The 18881-nt window shown below is 57.7% G+C and carries 13 protein-coding genes; 2 read left to right on the top strand and 11 right to left on the bottom strand.

Going from position 1 to position 18881, the window contains the following annotated elements:
- Positions 1–102 precede the first annotated feature (102 nt).
- Positions 103–771 (bottom strand): magnesium transporter, encoded by a 669-nt coding sequence (locus H8F21_RS00470; RefSeq protein WP_203479050.1) that lies wholly within the window; start codon positions 769–771, stop codon positions 103–105.
- A gap of 510 nt (positions 772–1281) precedes the next feature.
- Between H8F21_RS00470 and ilvD the strand changes: the two genes are divergently transcribed.
- On the top strand, positions 1282–3123 hold the full coding sequence (gene ilvD, locus H8F21_RS00475; RefSeq protein ID WP_203479049.1) for a dihydroxy-acid dehydratase: 1842 nt from the start codon (positions 1282–1284) through the stop codon (positions 3121–3123).
- A gap of 108 nt (positions 3124–3231) precedes the next feature.
- On the opposite strand, the gene H8F21_RS00480 is transcribed toward ilvD, so the two are convergent.
- The 10 genes from H8F21_RS00480 to H8F21_RS00525 form a co-directional block, all read right to left on the bottom strand.
- Positions 3232–6285, bottom strand: coding sequence for an efflux RND transporter permease subunit (locus tag H8F21_RS00480; protein WP_203479048.1), 3054 nt, complete (start codon positions 6283–6285; stop codon positions 3232–3234).
- Positions 6282–7352, bottom strand: coding sequence for an efflux RND transporter periplasmic adaptor subunit (locus H8F21_RS00485; protein ID WP_203479047.1), 1071 nt, complete (start codon positions 7350–7352; stop codon positions 6282–6284). The genes H8F21_RS00480 and H8F21_RS00485 overlap by 4 nt, the downstream gene beginning before the upstream one ends.
- Positions 7349–8440, bottom strand: a complete 1092-nt coding sequence (locus H8F21_RS00490) for an efflux RND transporter periplasmic adaptor subunit (protein ID WP_203479046.1) — start codon at positions 8438–8440, stop codon at positions 7349–7351. Before H8F21_RS00490 ends, H8F21_RS00485 begins: the two co-directional genes overlap by 4 nt.
- Before the next feature lie 181 nt (positions 8441–8621).
- Positions 8622–9512 carry an ABC transporter permease subunit gene (locus H8F21_RS00495; protein WP_203479045.1) on the bottom strand — a complete coding sequence of 297 codons (891 nt, stop codon included), beginning with the start codon at positions 9510–9512 and terminating at the stop codon, positions 8622–8624.
- Positions 9509–10429 carry an ABC transporter permease subunit gene (locus H8F21_RS00500; RefSeq protein ID WP_203479044.1) on the bottom strand — a complete coding sequence of 307 codons (921 nt, stop codon included), beginning with the start codon at positions 10427–10429 and terminating at the stop codon, positions 9509–9511. Before H8F21_RS00500 ends, H8F21_RS00495 begins: the two co-directional genes overlap by 4 nt.
- Positions 10426–11568 (bottom strand): polyamine ABC transporter ATP-binding protein, encoded by a 1143-nt coding sequence (gene potA / locus H8F21_RS00505; RefSeq protein WP_203479043.1) that lies wholly within the window; start codon positions 11566–11568, stop codon positions 10426–10428. The genes H8F21_RS00500 and potA overlap by 4 nt, the downstream gene beginning before the upstream one ends.
- 59 nt (positions 11569–11627) lie before the next feature.
- The gene (locus H8F21_RS00510) at positions 11628–12722 is read right to left on the bottom strand and encodes a polyamine ABC transporter substrate-binding protein (protein WP_203479042.1); all 1095 of its coding nucleotides are present in this window, start codon (positions 12720–12722) and stop codon (positions 11628–11630) included.
- A gap of 162 nt (positions 12723–12884) precedes the next feature.
- Positions 12885–13982, bottom strand: coding sequence for a polyamine ABC transporter substrate-binding protein (locus H8F21_RS00515; RefSeq protein ID WP_203479041.1), 1098 nt, complete (start codon positions 13980–13982; stop codon positions 12885–12887).
- A gap of 169 nt (positions 13983–14151) precedes the next feature.
- Positions 14152–15510: an aspartate aminotransferase family protein gene (locus tag H8F21_RS00520; RefSeq protein ID WP_203479040.1), complete on the bottom strand. Its 1359-nt coding sequence runs from the start codon at positions 15508–15510 to the stop codon at positions 14152–14154.
- A 48-nt stretch (positions 15511–15558) separates the two neighbouring features.
- Positions 15559–16917, bottom strand: coding sequence for a glutamine synthetase family protein (locus H8F21_RS00525; protein WP_136478640.1), 1359 nt, complete (start codon positions 16915–16917; stop codon positions 15559–15561).
- A 581-nt stretch (positions 16918–17498) separates the two neighbouring features.
- Here H8F21_RS00525 and H8F21_RS00530 point away from each other — a divergent pair.
- The gene (locus tag H8F21_RS00530; RefSeq protein ID WP_203479039.1) at positions 17499–18875 is read left to right on the top strand and encodes a glutamine synthetase family protein; all 1377 of its coding nucleotides are present in this window, start codon (positions 17499–17501) and stop codon (positions 18873–18875) included.
- The last annotated feature ends 6 nt before the right edge of the window (positions 18876–18881 follow it).

The raw sequence follows: 18881 nt of genomic DNA on the forward strand, positions 1-18881 counted from the left end.
GAGGCTTGCCCTGCGATAGCGAGTATTCATTTACATCGCATCGCGGGGCAGCCCGCTCCAACCGGGTACATCCACTCGGTCACGGGACAGCCGCCAACGCCGTTAGATATCCAGCACCTGCGACGCAATCCCGAAGTACACCAGCACCCCTGCGGCATCGGCAATCGATGTCACCAAAGGCCCGCTGGCCGTGGCCGGGTCGAGTTTCATGCGGCTTAGCAGGAACGGCAGGCTCATGCCGATCAGGCTGCCAAGCAACACAATGACCAACATGCTACTGGCCACAATCAGCGCGATATCCTGTCCGCCACGCAGCGCCCCAAGCGACGCCACTGCAAGGGCCATGGTGCATCCCAAGGCCAAGGCTACCCCGCACTCGCGACCTAGCAAACTCAACCAGTCACGCATCACAACTTCACCTGTAGCCAAGGCGCGGACCATCAACGTTGCCGACTGGGCCCCAGCATTGCCGCCGCTGTCGACCAGCAACGGCAGAAAGAACACCAAAACGATGTGTGCGGCAATGGTTTCTTCAAACACGGCGATCCCGGCTCCGGAAAACAAGTTGCCAAACACCAGCAATACCAGCCAAAGCACGCGCTTTCGATACAGCAGGCCGATCGTGGCGGTCTTCAGATTACCCAGCGGGGTTGAGATCAAGGCGCCCTTGTGGAAGTCCTCGGTTGCCTCATCGACGGCTGCGCGATGAGTCTGCGCTTGAGCCTTGGGCGATGCCGGGGCGGCACGGTTTACTTCATGGATAGATGTCATTTCGATCTCCAGGCAGCAGCGCAGGTGCCTGGAGGCCGACCGCAGAAAGATCGGTCAGCTGACGGGCAGCCCTGGCGCCACTGCGTTCAGTGCCAGAATGTAGGTTCGCGATGAACTGAAACTGGGAAGGTCCATTAAGGATGTAATCTCGTAAGCCGCACATGCGGCGCGGCGATGATAGCCAGTTCAACTGGCGGAAACAGCCGCTTTTAGTGGCTTTCGCAACGATTCAGAATGGTCTTACAAAAGGTCTGACAGACCGATTACCGGACAATGTCGGTGCTGTTCGCCACCAACCCTCTACATCGCCATTCCTTCGCAGCGCCAGCGGTGTAGAATCGGGCTATTCATCGCCAGTCATCCCGGCGGGTTTATGAGCTCTGGCCGAGCGCACGGCGATCCCGCGGCGATCTCGGCTTCATCCGTACCAGCGGCCACATGCCTTCGGTGCAAAGGACAAGAGAAGCTCACTCCCCTTTTTGTTACCTGATTAGCCGCCAGGAGTGCTTCATGCCTGATTACCGCTCGAAAACGTCCACCCACGGTCGCAACATGGCCGGCGCACGCGCCTTGTGGCGCGCCACTGGGATGAAAGACGAAGACTTCAAAAAACCGATCATCGCCATCGCCAACTCGTTCACCCAATTCGTCCCAGGGCATGTGCACCTGAAGGACCTGGGCCAACTGGTCGCCCGCGAGATCGAACGTGCCGGTGGTGTGGCCAAAGAGTTCAACACCATTGCGGTGGACGATGGCATCGCCATGGGCCACGACGGCATGCTCTATTCCCTGCCTAGCCGGGAAATCATCGCCGACTCGGTCGAGTACATGGTCAACGCCCACTGCGCCGACGCCATTGTATGTATCTCCAACTGCGACAAGATCACCCCTGGCATGTTGATGGCCGCCCTGCGCCTGAACATCCCGGTGATTTTCGTTTCCGGTGGACCGATGGAAGCGGGCAAGACCAAACTGGCCAGTCACGGTCTGGATCTGGTCGACGCCATGGTCATCGCCGCCGACTCGACCGCATCCGATGAAAAAGTTGCCGAGTACGAGCGCAGCGCTTGCCCAACCTGTGGTTCCTGCTCCGGCATGTTCACCGCCAACTCGATGAACTGCCTGACCGAAGCGCTGGGCCTGGCCCTGCCAGGCAACGGTTCGACCCTGGCGACCCACAGCGACCGTGAACAGCTGTTCCTGCAAGCCGGGCGCACCATCGTCGACTTGTGCAAACGCTACTACGGCGAAAACGACCAGAGCGTTCTGCCGCGCAATATCGCCAACTTCAAGGCGTTCGAGAACGCCATGATGCTCGACATCGCCATGGGTGGCTCGACCAACACCATCCTGCACTTGCTGGCTGCAGCCCAGGAAGCCGAGATCGATTTCGACCTGCGCGATATCGATCGCCTGTCGCGCAAAGTGCCGCAACTGTGCAAGGTCGCGCCGAACATCCAGAAGTACCACATGGAAGACGTCCACCGCGCCGGCGGCATCTTCAGCATCCTCGGCTCGCTGGCCCGTGGCGGTCTGCTGCACACCGACCTGCCGACCGTGCACAGCCCGAGCATGGAAGAAGCCATCGCCAAGTGGGACATCACCCAGACCCGCGACGAAGCCGTACACCACTTCTTCAAAGCTGGCCCGGCCGGCATCCCGACCCAGACCGCTTTCAGCCAGTCGACCCGCTGGGAAAGCCTGGATGATGACCGTGAGAACGGCTGCATCCGCAGTGTCGAACACGCCTACTCGCAGGAAGGCGGCCTGGCCGTCTTGTACGGCAACATCGCTCTGGACGGTTGCGTAGTGAAAACTGCCGGCGTCGACGAGTCGATCCATGTGTTCGAAGGCAATGCGAAAATCTTCGAAAGCCAGGACAGCGCCGTGCGCGGCATTCTTGCCGACGAAGTGAAAGAAGGCGACATCGTCATCATTCGCTACGAAGGTCCGAAAGGCGGCCCAGGCATGCAGGAAATGCTCTACCCGACGTCCTACCTGAAATCCAAGGGCCTGGGTAAAGCCTGCGCCTTGCTGACCGATGGCCGCTTCTCGGGTGGCACCTCGGGCCTGTCCATCGGCCACGCTTCCCCTGAAGCAGCTGCCGGTGGCGCTATCGGCCTGGTTCAGGACGGCGACAAGGTGCTGATCGACATCCCCAACCGTTCGATCAACCTGCTGGTTAGCGATCAAGAGCTGGCTGCACGTCGCGTGGAGCAAGACAAGAAAGGCTGGAAGCCTGTGGAAGTGCGTCCACGCAAAGTGACTACCGCACTGAAAGCCTACGCCTTGTTGGCCACCAGTGCCGACAAGGGTGCAGTTCGCAACAAAGCAATGCTCGACGGCCTGTAAGTCGAAACGCCAACACAAAACCGGCGCCCTGTGCGCCGGTTTTTTATTTCAGTTACACCGAGCCCCTTGCCCGCCTCGGAAAGCGGACGGGTAAGCTCTGCAAGGGCATCACCCTTCTGTAGCCTGCGGCTCCTTGATCTTGTACCAGGCTACATACAGGGCCGGCAGGAACAGCAACGTCAGCAAGGTGGCGATGATGATCCCACCAATCATCGCGTAGGCCATGGGCCCCCAGAACACTTCGCGAGCAATGGGGATCATACCCAGACTCGCCGCTGCAGCCGTCAGCAGGATCGGTCGACGGCGGTGGTTGGTTGCTTCCTGAACCGCTGCCCACGGCGTAAAGCCCTGCCCTTCGTACTCGTCGATCTGGGTCACGAGGATCACCGAGTTACGGATGATGATGCCGATCAGCGCCAGAATCCCCAGAATCGCCACAAAGCCCATCGGCGTGCCCGTTGGTACCAGGGCCAGGACCACACCGATCAAGCCCAACGGCGCCACGCTCGCGACCAGGAACAGCTTCTGCACGCTGTGCAACTGAATCATCAGGAACGTGCCCATCAGAAACAGCATCAACGGCAACACTTTGGCAATCGGGCCCTGGGCCTTGCCACTCGCCTCCACGGTACCGCCGGTTTCGATCTTGTAGCCTGCCGGCAACTTACTGGCAAAATCGTCGATCTGCGGTTTGAGCTCTCTTACCAGGTCGGTCGGCTGAATATCGCCGCGCACGGCGGCCTTGATGGTGATGGTCGGCTTGCGATCGCGACGCCAGACCAGCGGCTGTTCCAGCTCGTAACGCACGGTAGCGAATGCCAGCAGGGGAATCGACGTACCGTTGGGGGTGACGATCTGCAGGTTTTGCAGCGTTTGCGGCGAGCTACGTTCACTGCCTACGGCGCGCGCAATAACGTCGATCAGGTAGATGTTGTCATTTACCTGAGTGATGGTCGTGCCACTGACAATACTGTTCATCACATTGGCCACGTCCTCGGACGACAGGCCAAGCTGACGTGCCTTGTCCTGGGCGATATCGACTCGCAATACTTTGCCTGGCTCGTTCCAGTCGTAAATGATCTGGCCAATGTTGTCATTGCTGTCGAGCAGCGTCGCCAAGGCGATGGCGTGTTTACGCACTTCATCGATGTCCTTGCCCATTACTCGGTACTGGATTGGCAACCCGACAGGAGGACCCATTTCCAGTGACTGCACTGTACTGCCAATGCCGACAAAGTCTTCACGCAAACGTTGCTTCAAGCGCTTGATGAGTATTTCGCGGGACTCGAAGCTCTTACTGACGATAACCAGCTGTGCGTAGTAAGGGTTCTGCAGTTGCTGGTCCAGTGGCAGGTAGAAACGAATCGCACCCTGGCCGATGTAAGTGCTCCAGCGCTCGATGTCCGGATCACCCTTGAGCGTGGCCTCCAGTTTATCCACCGCTTTGCGGGTCTCCTCGATGGAGGCGTTCTGCGGCAGATTGAGATCGACAAGGATTTCAGGGCGGTCCGAAGCGGGGAAAAACTGGTTCTGCACGAATCGCATGCAAAACAGCGCCAGCAAAAAGATCACGATGGTACCGATGATCGTCAGCCAGCGGTGGCGCATGCACCATAGCAAGCTGTGTTCGAATGCCCTGCCGACGCGGCCGGTTTCCTCGTTGTGCGGTTTGACCTTGGCGCTGAGGATATGCACACCCAGTACCGGTGCGAACACCACCGCCACAACCCAGGACACCAGCAACGCAACGGCGATCACGGCAAAAAGTGTGAAGGTGTATTCCCCTGCAGAACTGGCATTGAGACCAATCGGCATGAAGCCTGCGACTGTCACCAAGGTGCCCGTGAGCATCGGAAAGGCCGTCGAGGTGTAGGCAAAGGTTGCTGCCTGCTCCTTGGTCTCGCCCATTTCCAGGCGCGTTACCATTACCTCCACCGTGATCATCGCATCGTCTACCAACAGCCCTAGGGCGATGATCAACGCCCCCAACGAGATCCGCTGCATGGTGATGCCGCTGTACTCCATGAAGATGAACACCATCGCCAGCACCAATGGAATCGAGCACGCCACCACCAGACCGGCGCGCAGGCCCAGGCTGATGAAGCTCACCACCAGAACGATGATGACCGCCTCGAACAGGGCACTGGTGAAGCCACCTACGGCTTCTTCCACCACCACCGCCTGGTCGGATACGGTATGCACCCCGACGCCTACCGGTAGTTCGGAAACCACCTGGTCCATGGTTTTGTGCAGGTCGGCACCAAATGCCTGAATGTTGCCACCGGCTTTCATGCCGATGCCCAGGCCTATGGCAGGCTGCCCGTTGAAGCGAAACTGCGGCGACGGCGGATCAACATATCCGCGCTCGATTTCGGCGATATCCGCCAGACGGAAGAAGCGATCATTGATACGCAGATTGACCGCTTCAAGATCCTTTTCCGAAGCGAACTGCCCGGACGTACGGACCGACACGCGCTCAGGCCCAGCCTCGATTACCCCGGCCGGCGTGACCGCGTTCTGGCTCTGCAACGCCTGCAACACCTGGCGCTGATCAATGCCAAAGGAGGCCAGCTTGCGTGTGGAAAAATTCAGGAACAGCACTTCGTCCTGGGTACCGATCATCTCGACCTTGCCCAGGCCTGGCACTTCACGGATCACCGCCCGCACCTGCTCGACGTAGTCGCGCAGTTGGCGCATGGTCAAGCCGTCGGCGGTAAATGCATAGATAGACCCGTAGACGTCACCGAACTCGTCGTTGAATCCCGGTCCCTGGATACCTTGAGGAAACTCGCCACGAATATCCTGGATCTTCTTGCGTACCTGATACCAGATCTCGGGGATATCCTTGGCAGGCGTGGTATCGAGCAGGTTCACATAGACGGTCGATTCACCCGGACGGGTGTAACTCTTTACATAATCGAGTGAGTCCAGCTCCTCGAGCTTTTTCTCGATGCGGTCGGTGATCTGGTTGAGGGTTTCATCCTGCGTTGCCCCAGGCCAACGCGTCTGAATCACCATGGTTTTAATGGTGAAAGAAGGATCTTCCTCCCGCCCCAGGTTCATGTAGGAAAATACGCCCATCAGCAAGCTGACGAACATTAGGTACCAGACAAAGGATTGGTGCTTCAGCGCCCACTCCGACAGGTTGAAGCTTCCTTTCATCGTGGACTTTCCTCATCGACTAATACTTTCTGACCCGGCTTGAGACTGTTGACGCCGGCAGTTACTACGCGATCCCCTGCCTTCAAACCTGAACTCAGCACCACGCTGGTCGGCGTCCGTTCAAGCAACTGCACATCACGAATAGCGACCGTTTCCTGTTGCGGATCGACCACCCAGACTCGGTTCTTTCCGTCACTTTCCAGCAGCGCCGAGGCAGGCAGTTCCACCCGCGGGGATACCGTCGAGGTCAAGGTGACACTGATCGCGGTCCCCAGATAGAACGCGTCTGGGGTGGTAGCCAAGGTCAAACGCGCTCGACGCGTTCGCGTGGCGGCATCCGCCTGCGGCTCAAGTTCACGCAACGTCGCGGTGGTGCTGATGTCGGGGTCAAGTTGCGAAGCGACGACAAATTTCAAATCACCAGATAGCTGTTCGGCCAGGTAGGTCGGCAGGTCGATAACCGCCTCCTTGATATCCGGGCGAGCCAAGGTGACAACCGCCTGGCCGGCACTGACGGTCTGCCCGGCTTCCGCCTGCCAATCGGTGACCACCGCAGCATGATCGGATTGCAACTCGGTGTAGCCGAGTTGATCACGCGCCTGATCGACAGCGGCCCGCGCTTGCTCAAGGGTAGCGCCAGTGGTTTTCATATCGGTCATCGCGCTATCGAGTTGTGCCTGTGCACCCACGCCGCGATCAAATAGCTGTTGCTGCCGGCGTGCATCAGCCTGAGCATTAATCCATTGCGCCTGGGCCTTCGCCAGATCGCCTTCGGCTGCACGTAGCTGGTTACGCTGATCGGCCGGATCGAGGCTGGCCAGTGTATCGCCGGCCTTCACCTGACTGCCGACATCGACCCAGCGCCGAGCAATACGCCCGCCTACTCGAAAGCCCAAGGTACTTTCGAAACGCGCCTGGATACTGCCAGCAAATCGCCCAAGATCGGCTTGAACTTGAGGCTCGACGATCAGCGACAGTACCGGACGAATCGGATCTGGTTTGGCAGTTTCCTTGCCACACCCCGTCAACAACACCACACTGCACACCGCCAATGTGAATGTCTTCATTGAGCCACCCCAATATCCTCAAAGGGTGCGATTTCCACCTGCATGCCCGGATTGAGTAGCTGCCCGCCTGCCACAACCACCATTTCGCCGCCTTTGAGGCCTTCACCGATCACCACTTTACCGGTGAGATAGCGACCGATCTTGACCTGCTGCAATCTGACTTTGTTGTCATCACCTACCAGCCAGACAGCCGGATCATGCAACGCCTTGGTCAAGGCCGACCAGGGCAGTTCGATACTTGGTTTTCCATGAACATTGCCAGTGGCCGTGACCGGCGAGCCCAGCTCCATTGCGTCCGGAACGTCGTGCAACGCCACCTTGACCTGCACCGTCCCGCTCTGCGCCGAGACCGTCGGCGTCACTTCACGCACTTGGCCCTTGGCCTGAATTTTCGGGTTGTCGACCAGACTGACCACAATCGTTTCGTTACTCGGCGGCGCTACCAGCAAGGACTCGTAAACGTTAAACACCGCATCACGCTCACCATCGCGGGCCAAGCTGAAAACCGGCATCGTGGCCTGAACCACCTGCCCAACTTCGGCCTGACGTTCGGTAATGACCCCAGCGGCATCAGCCACCAGTGCGGTGTAAGCCAATTGGTCGCGAGCGTTGGCGAGTTGCGCCTGGGCGGCCTTCAGTGCGCTCTGGTTGCTACGTAGCGTGGCCTGGGCCGAGTCGTACTCGCTCTGACTGGTATAGCCTTTGGGCAGCAGCTTCTGCTGACGGACAAAAGCAGCACTGGCCTGAGTGACCCGCGCTTGCGCTGCGAACACTTCAGCCTTGGCCGAGTCGACATTGGCCTGCAGATCCTTGGGGTCAAGCCGAGCCAGCACCTGATTGGCTTTCACATGATCGCCAATATCAACACTTCGAGAAATGATCTTGCCACCTACACGAAACGACAGTTCCGTTTGTACCCGGGCTTGAACATCCCCGGTCAAGGTGACAGAAGCAGCAAAGTCACTGGGTTGAACGTGTTGTACGGCTACCCTGGGTAGTTCGACTTCAGCGGTTTTCTTTTCACCACACCCTGTCAGTATCAGCAATAGCCCTAGGCCGGCGACTAAAAATGGACGCAACACCGTCATGCAGGCTCCTTGCATGTACCAGTTCGATAGAGAGATGCGAGTGTTAGCGTAGATCAGACGCAGCGATGCCGCTTGTGCGAAATCAATAGATTTATGCGGACAGAAGATGCTGGAGGGATAGAGCTCATCGCGGGACAGCCTGCTCCCTGGATGGGAGCGAGGCTGTTCCGCGCTTTTCAGATCAAGCTGAAACAGGCGAAGGTGAGCGACCTACGTCTGGTTGTTTCCACGACTCTGCAGCACTTTCCTCGATAGCCTGCTGGATCGCCCGGCGGCGACGTTCTTCGGCGCGACGGCTGAAGTACCAGACCATGAAGGTCACAATCGACACCGAGAGCAGGATCAGACTGGCAACGGCGTTGATTTCCGGCTTCACGCCCAGACGCACGGCAGAGAAGACTTCCATCGGCAACGTGGTCGAGCCAGGGCCCGACACAAAGCTGGCCAGTACCAGGTCATCCAGCGACAGGGCGAAGGACATCATGCCGCCGGCAGCCAGTGAAGGCGCGATCATCGGGATGGTGATCAGGAAGAACACCTTCCAAGGACGTGCACCCAGGTCCATCGCCGCTTCTTCGATCGACAAGTCGAGCTCACGCAGACGCGCCGACACCACCACGGCCACATAGGCCGCACAGAAGGTCGTGTGGGCGATCCAGATGGTGACGATGCCACGCTCCTGCGGCCAGCCGATCAACTGCGCCATGGCCACGAACAGCAGCAACAGCGACAGACCGGTGATTACCTCAGGCATTACCAGCGGCGCGGTGACCAGGCCACCGAACAGAGTACGCCCCTTGAAGCGAGTAACCCTGGTGAGCACGAACGCTGCCAGGGTGCCCAGCGCCACTGCGGCAATCGCGGTGTAGAAGGCGATTTCCAGCGAGCGCATCACCGAGCCCATCAGTTGGCTGTTGTCGAGCAGGCCGACATACCACTTGATCGACCAGCCGCCCCAGACTGTTACGAGCTTCGAGGCGTTGAACGAGTAGATCACCAGGATCAGCATGGGCAGGTAGATGAACAGCAAGCCCACAACCAACATCAGCTTGGAGAAACTGAAACGCTTCATGCCCTGCCCTCCATCTCTTTGGCCTGACTACGGTTGAAGAGCAGAATCGGCACAATCAGGATCGCCAGCATCACCACTGCCAGGGCAGACGCCACCGGCCAGTCACGGTTGTTGAAGAACTCTTGCCAGAGCACTTTACCAATCATCAGGGTTTCCGGACCGCCAAGCAGTTCAGGGATAACGAACTCACCCACCACCGGAATGAACACCAGCATGCAGCCAGCGATGATGCCGTTCTTGGACAGCGGAACGGTGATTTTCCAGAAGCTGTTGAAGGTGCTCGAACCCAGGTCAGAAGCAGCTTCAAGCAGACTCTGGTCGTGTTTGACCAGGTTGGCATACAGCGGCAGGATCATGAACGGCAGGTACGAATAGACCACGCCGATATACACCGCAAGGTTGGTGTTGAGGATCTGCAGCGGTTGGTCGATCAAGCCCAGCCACATCAGGAAGCTGTTGAGAAGGCCGTTGTTGCTGAGAATGCCCATCCAGGCATAGACGCGGATCAGGATCGCGGTCCAGGTTGGCATCATGATCAGCAGCAAAAGGACGGTTTGGCTTTCCTTGCGCGCATTGGCAATGGCATAGGCCATGGGATAGCCGATCAGCACGCACAGCAGTGTGCTGAAGAAGGCCATCTTCAACGAGCCCAGGTAGGCCGCGATGTACAACTCATCCTCGGACAACAGGCCGTAGTTGGCCATGTTAAGTATCAGTTGCAGCTTGCCTTCAACGTAGCTGTAGATCTCGGTGTAAGGCGGAATCGCCACGTCGGCTTCGGCAAAACTGATCTTCAGCACGATGAAGAACGGCAGCATGAAGAACAGGAACAGCCAGATGAAGGGAACGCCGATAACCAGATGGCGGCCTTCAGGCTTTATTCGATTGAGCGCTCGCTTGAGCTTGCGCATGTTCATGACCGCAGTACCACACCGCTGTCGTCTTCCCACCAGACATAAACCTGGTCGTCCCAGGTTGGTCGGGTGCCCTGACGCTCGGCGTTGGCAACGAACGACTGAACGATCTTGCCACCAGGCAGCTCGACGTAGAACACCGAGTGGCCACCAAGGTAGGCGATGTCGTGAACCTTACCGCGCGACCAGTTGTACTCGCAGGTCGGCTGCGCGGTGGTTACCAGCAGTTTCTCCGGACGCAGCGCGTAGGTGATGCGCTTGTCTTCGACCGAAGTGGTAACACCATGGCCAACATAGATTTTGCGTTCGAGTTCCGGGCTGGCAATAACCGCATGGCCCTCAGCATCCTCGACCACTTCACCGTCGAACAGGTTGACGTTACCGATGAATTCGCAGACCAGGCGGCTGGTTGGTGTCTCATAGATATCGATCGGGCTGCCAATCTGGGCAATCCAGCCCAGGTGCATGATGGCGATGCGCTGGGCCATGGTCATGGCCTCTTCCTGGTCGTGGGTCACCATCACGCAGGTCACGCCCACGCGCTCGATGATCTCTACCAATTCCAATTGCATCTGCGAACGCAACTTCTTGTCCAGCGCCCCCATCGGCTCGTCGAGCAGCAACAGTTTCGGACGTTTGGCCAGCGAACGGGCCAGGGCAACACGTTGGCGCTGGCCACCGGAAAGCTGGTGTGGCTTACGCTTGGCGTACTGGGTCATATGTACCAGTTTGAGCATCTCGCCAACACGGGCGTCGATCTCGGATTTGGGCATGCGGTCCTGCTGCAAGCCGAAGGCAATGTTCTGCGCGACGGTCATGTGCGGGAACAGCGCATAGGACTGGAACATCATGTTGATTGGCCGCTCGTAGGGCGGCATATCGGTAATGTCTACGCCATCGAGGAAGATGCGCCCCTCGGTTGGCCGCTCGAAGCCGGCGAGCATACGCAGCAAGGTAGATTTACCCGAACCGGAGCCGCCAAGCAGAGCGAAGATCTCACCCTTCTTGATTTCGAGGGACACATCGTCCACCGCGACCGTTTCGTCGAACTTTTTCGTGACCCGGTCGATTTTGACCAGCACCTGTTTAGGTTGCTGGTCGCCCTCGAGGGCTTTCTTATAGGCACCGGAGGCAACAGCCATTTGTGAAACTCCCAACAAGATTTTTTGCGTCCGCCCCTGCCGTGACGGACCCTGGATACTTACTTGCCCGACTTGACCTTGGTCCAGCTACGGGTCATCAAACGTTGCACTTTGGGTGGTAACTCGGAGCTAACGTACAACTTGTCCAGCACTTCTTGCGGTGGATAAACCGCTGCGTCGGTTCGCACGCTCTGGTCCATCAGATCGCCAGCCTTGAGGTTCGGGTTGGCATAACCGACGTAATCACTGACCTGGGCAATCACCTCAGGTTTCAGCAAATAGTTGATGAAGGCATGGGCCTCTTTGACATTGGTGGAATCCTTGGGGATCGCCAGCATGTCGAACCAGAGGTTGCCGCCTTCCTTGGGAATCACATACGCCACGTCCACGCCTTTGCCGGCTTCTTCTGCACGGGCCTTGGCCTGGAACACGTCACCGGAAAAACCAGCAGCTACACAGATGTCGCCATTGGCCAGGTCCGAGATGTACTTGGACGAATGGAAATACGTCACATATGGGCGCACTGCCAACAACTTCTTCTCGGCGTCGGCGTAGTCCTTGGGATCAGTACTGTTGGGATTACGCCCCATGTAGTTGAGAACCGCAGGAAGCATCTCATCGGCCGAGTCCAGGAAAGCGACCCCACACTTGGAGAGCTTCTTGATGTTTTCCGGCTCGAACAACATGGCCCACGAGTCGATCTTGTCGGTACCCAGCGCCGCCTTGACCTTCTCGACGTTGTAACCAATGCCGTTGGTCCCCCACAGATAAGGAACGGCGTACTGATTGCCCGGATCGTTCTTTTCCAGGCGCTTCATCAGTGCCGGATCCAGATTCGAATAGTTTGGCAGCAGCGACTTGTCGAGCTTCTGGAAGGCGCCCGCCTTGATCTGCTTGCCGAGGAAATGGTTGGACGGCACCACTACGTCATAGCCGGTACGACCCGCCAGGAGTTTGCCTTCCAGGGTTTCATTGGAATCGAAGACGTCCTGTACAGGCTTGATGCCCGTGGCTTTCTCGAAGTCTGCGAGTGTCGTCTGCCCGATGTAGTCCGACCAATTATAAAAGTGCACCGTGGGCGCCGCTTGGACGCTGATCGCCAGCGTCAGACCCGCTCCGGCCAGCATGGCCTTGCGAAATGTGGATATAGACAAGTGGGAGGTCCTCACAATAGTGCCAGTGGCCAACGGCAGAAACACCTGCCATCAACGCAAACCGGCGCGCAACTTACCTTCGATGCACTAATGTCGCAAAAAAAATTTGCCGCTAAATGATCCCTGGACGTGATTTACACCGCGCCCAGGGATACAGCCGGCTTATTTACCCGACTTGATCTTGGTCCAGCTGCGAGTGATCTCGCGTTGAGCTTTCGCTCCTGGGTCAGCAATTGCGTACAGCTGCTTCTTCACATCTGCCGGTGGATAGATGCTCGGATCGCCCGAGATGTCCTTGTCTACCAGCGGGGTTGCCGCCTTGTTGCCGTTAGGGAAGCGTACCGCGTTGGTGATACCCGCCATGACTTCCGGCTGCATCAGGAAGTCCATGAACTTGTAAGCGGCGTCGACATTGGCGGCATCTTTAGGGATAGCAACCATGTCGTAGAAGGTACCGGCGCCTTCTTTCGGAATGATGTAGTCCAGCTTGACCTTGTCACCGGCTTCGTGAGCACGCGCCTTGGACTGCTCCAGGTCACCCGAGTAACCCACAGCGATGCAGATGTTGCCGTTGGCCAGGTCCGAGATGTACTTGGAGGAGTGGAAGTAACCGATCGACGGACGGATCTTCAGGAACAGTTCTTCAGCGGCCTTCAGGTCAGCTTTGTCTGTGCTGTTGGTCGGCTTGCCAAGGTAATGCAGAGCCGCCGGGATCATTTCGGTCGGCGCATCGAGGAAGCTTACGCCACAGCTCTTGAGCTTTTCGATGTTCTCGGGCTTGAACACCACGTCCCAGGAATCGATCTTGTCGACACCCAGCGCAGCCTTGACCTTCTCTGGGTTGTAACCAATACCGATAGAGCCCCACATGTACGGGAATGCGTACTTGTTACCCGGGTCGCTGGCATCACCAACGGCCTTGAGCAGATCTTCGTCAAGGTTCTTCCAGTTTGGCAGCTTGGAACGATCGAGTTCCTGATAGACACCCGCCTTGATCTGCTTGGCCAGAAAGTTGTTCGACGGTACGACGATGTCATAACCGGACTTGCCTGCCAGCAACTTGGCCTCGAGGGTTTCGTTACTGTCGAAGACGTCATAGACGACCTTGATGCCGGTCTGCTTCTCGAAGTTGGCAACGGTGTCTGGTGCGATGTAATCGGACCAGTTATAGACGTGCAGCACTTTGTCATCCGCCTGAACAGCACTGGCCATGGCGCCCATCAGGGACATAGCCAACAACGTCTTGCCCAATTTCTTCATGCGTAATGCTCCAGAATTTTTTATTAAGCCATCTGTTCAGTGGCCTGCTCTTTACGGCACAAGCACTGGGCGACTGAAACAGTCGCTAGTCTGGCAAGTTCCAAGGCGCTCTTTCAAGGAAAGAGCACCTCGAAACCCCATGATGCCATTACGCTAGCCTAGCACTTGGCTATTTCAGCGCCTCAAGCGTCAAGTCCAGGCATTTGCGTGCCTTTTCCACAAGCTCGTCGATCTCTTCCCGGCTGATGACCAGCGGTGGCGCGATGATCATGGTGTCGCCCACTGCGCGCATGATCAGACCGTTGTCGAAGCAGTGCTGACGGCAGATCATGCCCGCGCCCTGGCCGTCGTAACGGGTCCGCGATGCCTTGTCCTTGACCAGCTCGATAGCACCGAGCATGCCCAGGCCACGCACTTCACCTACCAACGGGTGATCGTTCAGCTCACGCAAACGCTTTTGCAAATACGGTGCCGTTTCTTCCTTGACCCGCTCGATAATTTTCTCGTCGCGCAGGATCCGCAGGTTTTCCAGGCCAACGGCAGCAGCGACCGGGTGACCGGAATAGGTGAAGCCGTGGTTGAAGTCACCGCCTTCGCTGACGACCTTGGCTACTTCGTCACGTACGATCACACCACCCATTGGGATGTAACCGGAAGTCAGACCCTTGGCGATGGTCATCAGATCTGGTTTGAGGTCGTAGTAGTCGGAACCGAACCACTCACCGGTACGCCCAAAACCGCAGATCACTTCGTCGGCGATGAACAGAATTTCGTACTTGGCCAGAATCTCCTTGATCTTCGGCCAGTAGCTTTCTGGTGGAATGATCACACCGCCTGCGCCCTGGATCGGCTCAGCGATGAAGGCAGCGACGTTTTCTTCGCCCACTTCGAGAATTTTCTTTTCCAGCTGTTCGGCGGCCCAGATACCAAACTCTTCCGGGCTCTTGTCGCCACCCTCACCGAACCAGTACGGCTGCGGGATGTGCACGATGTCCGGCAGGGTGCCGCTTTGTTCGTGCATGCCGCTCATACCACCCAGCGCGGCGCCCGCCACGGTGGAACCGTGATAACCATTAATGCGGCCGATAATCACCTTCTTCTGCGGCTTGCCCTTGACCGCCCAGTAGTGACGGACCATACGCAGGTTAGTGTCGTTACCTTCGGAGCCCGAACCGGTGAAGAACACATGAGTCATACCTTCCGGCGCCACGGCAGAAATCGCCTTGGCCAATTCCAGCGCAGGTGGGTGTGCGGTCTGGAAGAACAGGTTGTAGTACGGCAGCTCACGCATTTGCTTGGCTGCAGCGTCTGCCAGCTCTTCACGACCGTAACCGACCGCCACACACCACAGACCAGCCATGCCATCGAGGATTTTGTTGCCCTCGCTGTCCCACAAATGCACACCTTCAGCTTTGGTGATAATTCGCGGGCCCTTTTCTTTCAGTTGCTTGTAGTCACTGAAAGGCGCCAGGTGATGATCACGGCTCAGGTCTTGCCACTCGCGGGTTTGCGGGTTGTTGACGCTCATGTGCTTCTCCGTTTTCTGACGGCCGCGCTCCTGCGGCTCCGGGGTTGATCAGACTGCAAACAGCAGGAACTCACGTTCCCAGGAGCTGATTACACGTTTGAAGTTTTCATGCTCGGCACGTTTGGTTGCGACGTAGCCGGTAATGAATTTCTTGCCCAGGTAGGGTTCCAGGGCCTTGCAGTTTTCCATGCGCTCCAACGCATCCTCGATGGTCAGCGGCAGGCGCAGATTGCGGCGCTCGTAACCACGACCCTGTACCGGGGCGCTTGGCTTGATGCCTTCGACCATGCCAATGAATCCGCACAACAGGCTGGCGGCAATCGCCAGGTACGGGTTGGCGTCGGCCCCTGGCAGACGGTTCTCTACGCGGCGGTTCTGCGGACCTGCATCCGGAACCCGGAGGCCGACGGTGCGGTTCTCTTCGCCCCATTCCACGTTTACCGGAGCCGAGGTGTCTGGCAGGAAGCGGCGGAACGAGTTCACGTTCGGTGCAAACAACGGCAGTACTACCGGAATGAATTTCTGCAAACCGCCAACGTGATTGAGGAACAGTTCGCTCATGCGGCCATCTTCATCGGAAAAGATGTTCTTGCCGGTGTGCACATCGATGATGCTCTGGTGCAGGTGCATAGCACTGCCTGGCTCACCGGTCATCGGTTTGGCCATGAAGGTAGCGGCGACGTTGTGCTTGAGCGCCGCTTCACGCATGGTCCGCTTGAACACCAGGATCTGGTCGGCCAAAGCGAGGGCGTTACCGTGACGGAAGTTGATTTCCATCTGCGCCGTGCCGTCTTCGTGGATCAGCGTGTCCAGGTCCAGGTTCTGCAGTTCGCACCAGTCGTAAACGTCCTCGAACAACGGGTCGAATTCGTTGGCTGCTTCAATGGAAAACGACTGACGGCCGGTTTCCGGACGGCCGGAGCGGCCAATTGGCGGCTGCAGCGGGAAGTCTGGGTCTTCGCAGCGCTTGGTCAGGTAGAACTCCATTTCTGGCGCCACAATTGGCTGCCAGCCTCTGTCGGCATAAAGCTTCAGAACCTTCTTGAGCACGTTGCGCGGCGACAGCTCGACCGGATTGCCTTGCTTGTCATAGGTATCGTGGATTACCTGGGCGGTGGGCTCGATAGCCCAAGGGACGAGAAACACCGCGTTCTCGTCAGGTCGGCAAATCATGTCGATATCAGCCGGATCCAGCAGCTCGTAGTAGATGTCATCGTCGACGTAGTCGCCGGTGACGGTTTGCAGCAGGACACTCTCGGGCAAGCGCATGCCTTTTTCAGCAATGAACTTGTTGGTTGGAGAAATCTTGCCACGGGTGATCCCGGTGAGGTCGCTGATCAAGCACTCAACTTCGGTGATCTTGTGTTCTTTCAACCAATCGGTGAGCTGGTCGAGGTTGTTACTCATAAATACCTCAGGAGGTAAATGTCTAGACAATCGTCAGGACACCCGGAGTGGGCGTCGCAGACATTCTGGATGCCGCGCGGGGCTAAAGCAAAAGCCGCGCAGGGGCATACCGCGACGAGAGCCGCTATAGTCATTAAAGAGAAACGAAGAGGACGCATCGACAACAGGCAGGCTGCCCGCGCCGTCAATTATTTCAGCCGGGGTGCTGAGGACTGACGCGCAGCGATGGGCGCTCGCGTAAAATGCTCGAAAACCAATCTGCGGGCGGCAGACGGTGCGGCCGGTTGTCGGCTGGCGTGACATGTAACCCCCGGTATTATTGATGTTATGGGTTGCCACCGAGCTTAGCCTTGTTCATTTTTTTACACAACACCCCCGTAAAAAATAGAACACGGCCTGTCGAAAAATCGCTCTTCTGGTACGAAAGCAGCGGTTGCTAGCGCCCTCGATTGCAGCAAAAATGCCGCTTAAGGGCCATTTTAGGGCATCATGTGGTTGGCTTGACTTCGGTATGGCTTTCCGATTGACTGGAGCTGCAAGCCCCCATTGATTGATATTTTTAACAACAAAGGTGTTGCATCATGTCGGTACCCCCGCGTGCCGTTCAGCTTAACGAAGCGAACGCGTTCCTTAAGGAACATCCTGAGGTTCTCTACGTTGACCTTCTGATTGCAGATATGAATGGTGTGGTGCGTGGCAAGCGCATCGAGCGCACCAGCCTCCACAAGGTTTACGAGAAAGGCATCAACCTGCCGGCCTCCCTCTTCGCATTGGATATCAACGGTTCAACGGTAGAAAGTACCGGCCTGGGCCTGGACATCGGCGATGCCGATCGCATTTGCTATCCGATCCCCGACACCCTATCCAACGAGCCTTGGCAGAAGCGCCCGACTGCGCAGCTGCTGATGACCATGCACGAAATCGAAGGTGAGCCGTTCTTCGCCGACCCGCGTGAAGTTCTGCGCCAAGTGGTGAGCAAGTTCGATGAGATGGGTCTGACCATCTGCGCCGCGTTCGAGCTGGAGTTCTACCTGATCGACCAGGAGAACGTGAATGGCCGTCCACAACCGCCACGTTCGCCCATCTCCGGCAAACGCCCGATGTCGACCCAGGTCTACCTGATCGACGATTTGGATGAGTATGTAGACTGCCTGCAGGACATCCTCGAAGGCGCGAAGGAACAGGGCATCCCTGCCGACGCAATCGTCAAGGAAAGCGCCCCGGCGCAGTTTGAAGTCAACCTGCACCACGTTGCCGACCCAATGAAGGCCTGCGACTACGCGGTACTGCTCAAGCGCCTGATCAAAAACATCGCCTACGACCATGAAATGGACACCACCTTCATGGCCAAGCCTTATCCAGGCCAGGCGGGGAATGGTCTGCATGTCCATATCTCGGTGCTGGACAAAGATGGCAAGAACATCTTCACCAGCGAGGATCCCGAGCAGAACGCCGCACTGCGTCACGCGATCGGCGGTGTGCTCGAGACCCTACCGGCGTCGATGGCGTTCCTGTGCCCGAACGTCAACTCGTACCGCCGTTTCGGTGCTCAGTTCTACGTACCAAACTCGCCAAGCTGGGGCCTGGACAACCGCACTGTTGCCCTGCGCGTACCAACTGGCGCACCTGATGCCGTGCGTATCGAACACCGCGTCGCCGGTGCCGACGCCAACCCGTACCTGCTGATGGCCGCGGTATTGGCGGGCGTTCACCATGGTCTGACCAACAAGGTCGAACCTGGCGCGCCGACCGAAGGCAACTCCTACGAGCAGAACGAACAGAGCCTGCCGAACAACTTGCGTGATGCCCTACGCGAGCTCGACGACAGCGAGATCCTGGCCAAGTACATCGATCCTAAATACATCGATATCTTCGTGGCCTGTAAGGAAAGTGAGCTGGAAGAGTTTGAACACTCCATCTCCGACCTCGAGTACAACTGGTACCTGCATACCGTTTGATGGCGT

The organism is Pseudomonas arcuscaelestis (assembly GCF_016881005.1).
Classification (GTDB): Bacteria; Pseudomonadota; Gammaproteobacteria; order Pseudomonadales; family Pseudomonadaceae; genus Aquipseudomonas; species Aquipseudomonas arcuscaelestis.

What these genes read in the sequence shown, in the direction of transcription:
- H8F21_RS00470 (WP_203479050.1), bottom strand. Translation starts at nt 771, where the DNA reads ATGACATCTATCCATGAAGTAAACCGTGCCGCCCCGGCATCGCCCAAG.
- ilvD (WP_203479049.1), top strand. Translation starts at nt 1,282, where the DNA reads ATGCCTGATTACCGCTCGAAAACGTCCACCCACGGTCGCAACATGGCC.
- H8F21_RS00480 (WP_203479048.1), bottom strand. Translation starts at nt 6,285, where the DNA reads ATGAAAGGAAGCTTCAACCTGTCGGAGTGGGCGCTGAAGCACCAATCC.
- H8F21_RS00485 (WP_203479047.1), bottom strand. Translation starts at nt 7,352, where the DNA reads ATGAAGACATTCACATTGGCGGTGTGCAGTGTGGTGTTGTTGACGGGG.
- H8F21_RS00490 (WP_203479046.1), bottom strand. Translation starts at nt 8,440, where the DNA reads ATGACGGTGTTGCGTCCATTTTTAGTCGCCGGCCTAGGGCTATTGCTG.
- H8F21_RS00495 (WP_203479045.1), bottom strand. Translation starts at nt 9,512, where the DNA reads ATGAAGCGTTTCAGTTTCTCCAAGCTGATGTTGGTTGTGGGCTTGCTG.
- H8F21_RS00500 (WP_203479044.1), bottom strand. Translation starts at nt 10,429, where the DNA reads ATGAACATGCGCAAGCTCAAGCGAGCGCTCAATCGAATAAAGCCTGAA.
- potA (WP_203479043.1), bottom strand. Translation starts at nt 11,568, where the DNA reads ATGGCTGTTGCCTCCGGTGCCTATAAGAAAGCCCTCGAGGGCGACCAG.
- H8F21_RS00515 (WP_203479041.1), bottom strand. Translation starts at nt 13,982, where the DNA reads ATGAAGAAATTGGGCAAGACGTTGTTGGCTATGTCCCTGATGGGCGCC.
- H8F21_RS00520 (WP_203479040.1), bottom strand. Translation starts at nt 15,510, where the DNA reads ATGAGCGTCAACAACCCGCAAACCCGCGAGTGGCAAGACCTGAGCCGT.
- H8F21_RS00525 (WP_136478640.1), bottom strand. Translation starts at nt 16,917, where the DNA reads ATGAGTAACAACCTCGACCAGCTCACCGATTGGTTGAAAGAACACAAG.
- H8F21_RS00530 (WP_203479039.1), top strand. Translation starts at nt 17,499, where the DNA reads ATGTCGGTACCCCCGCGTGCCGTTCAGCTTAACGAAGCGAACGCGTTC.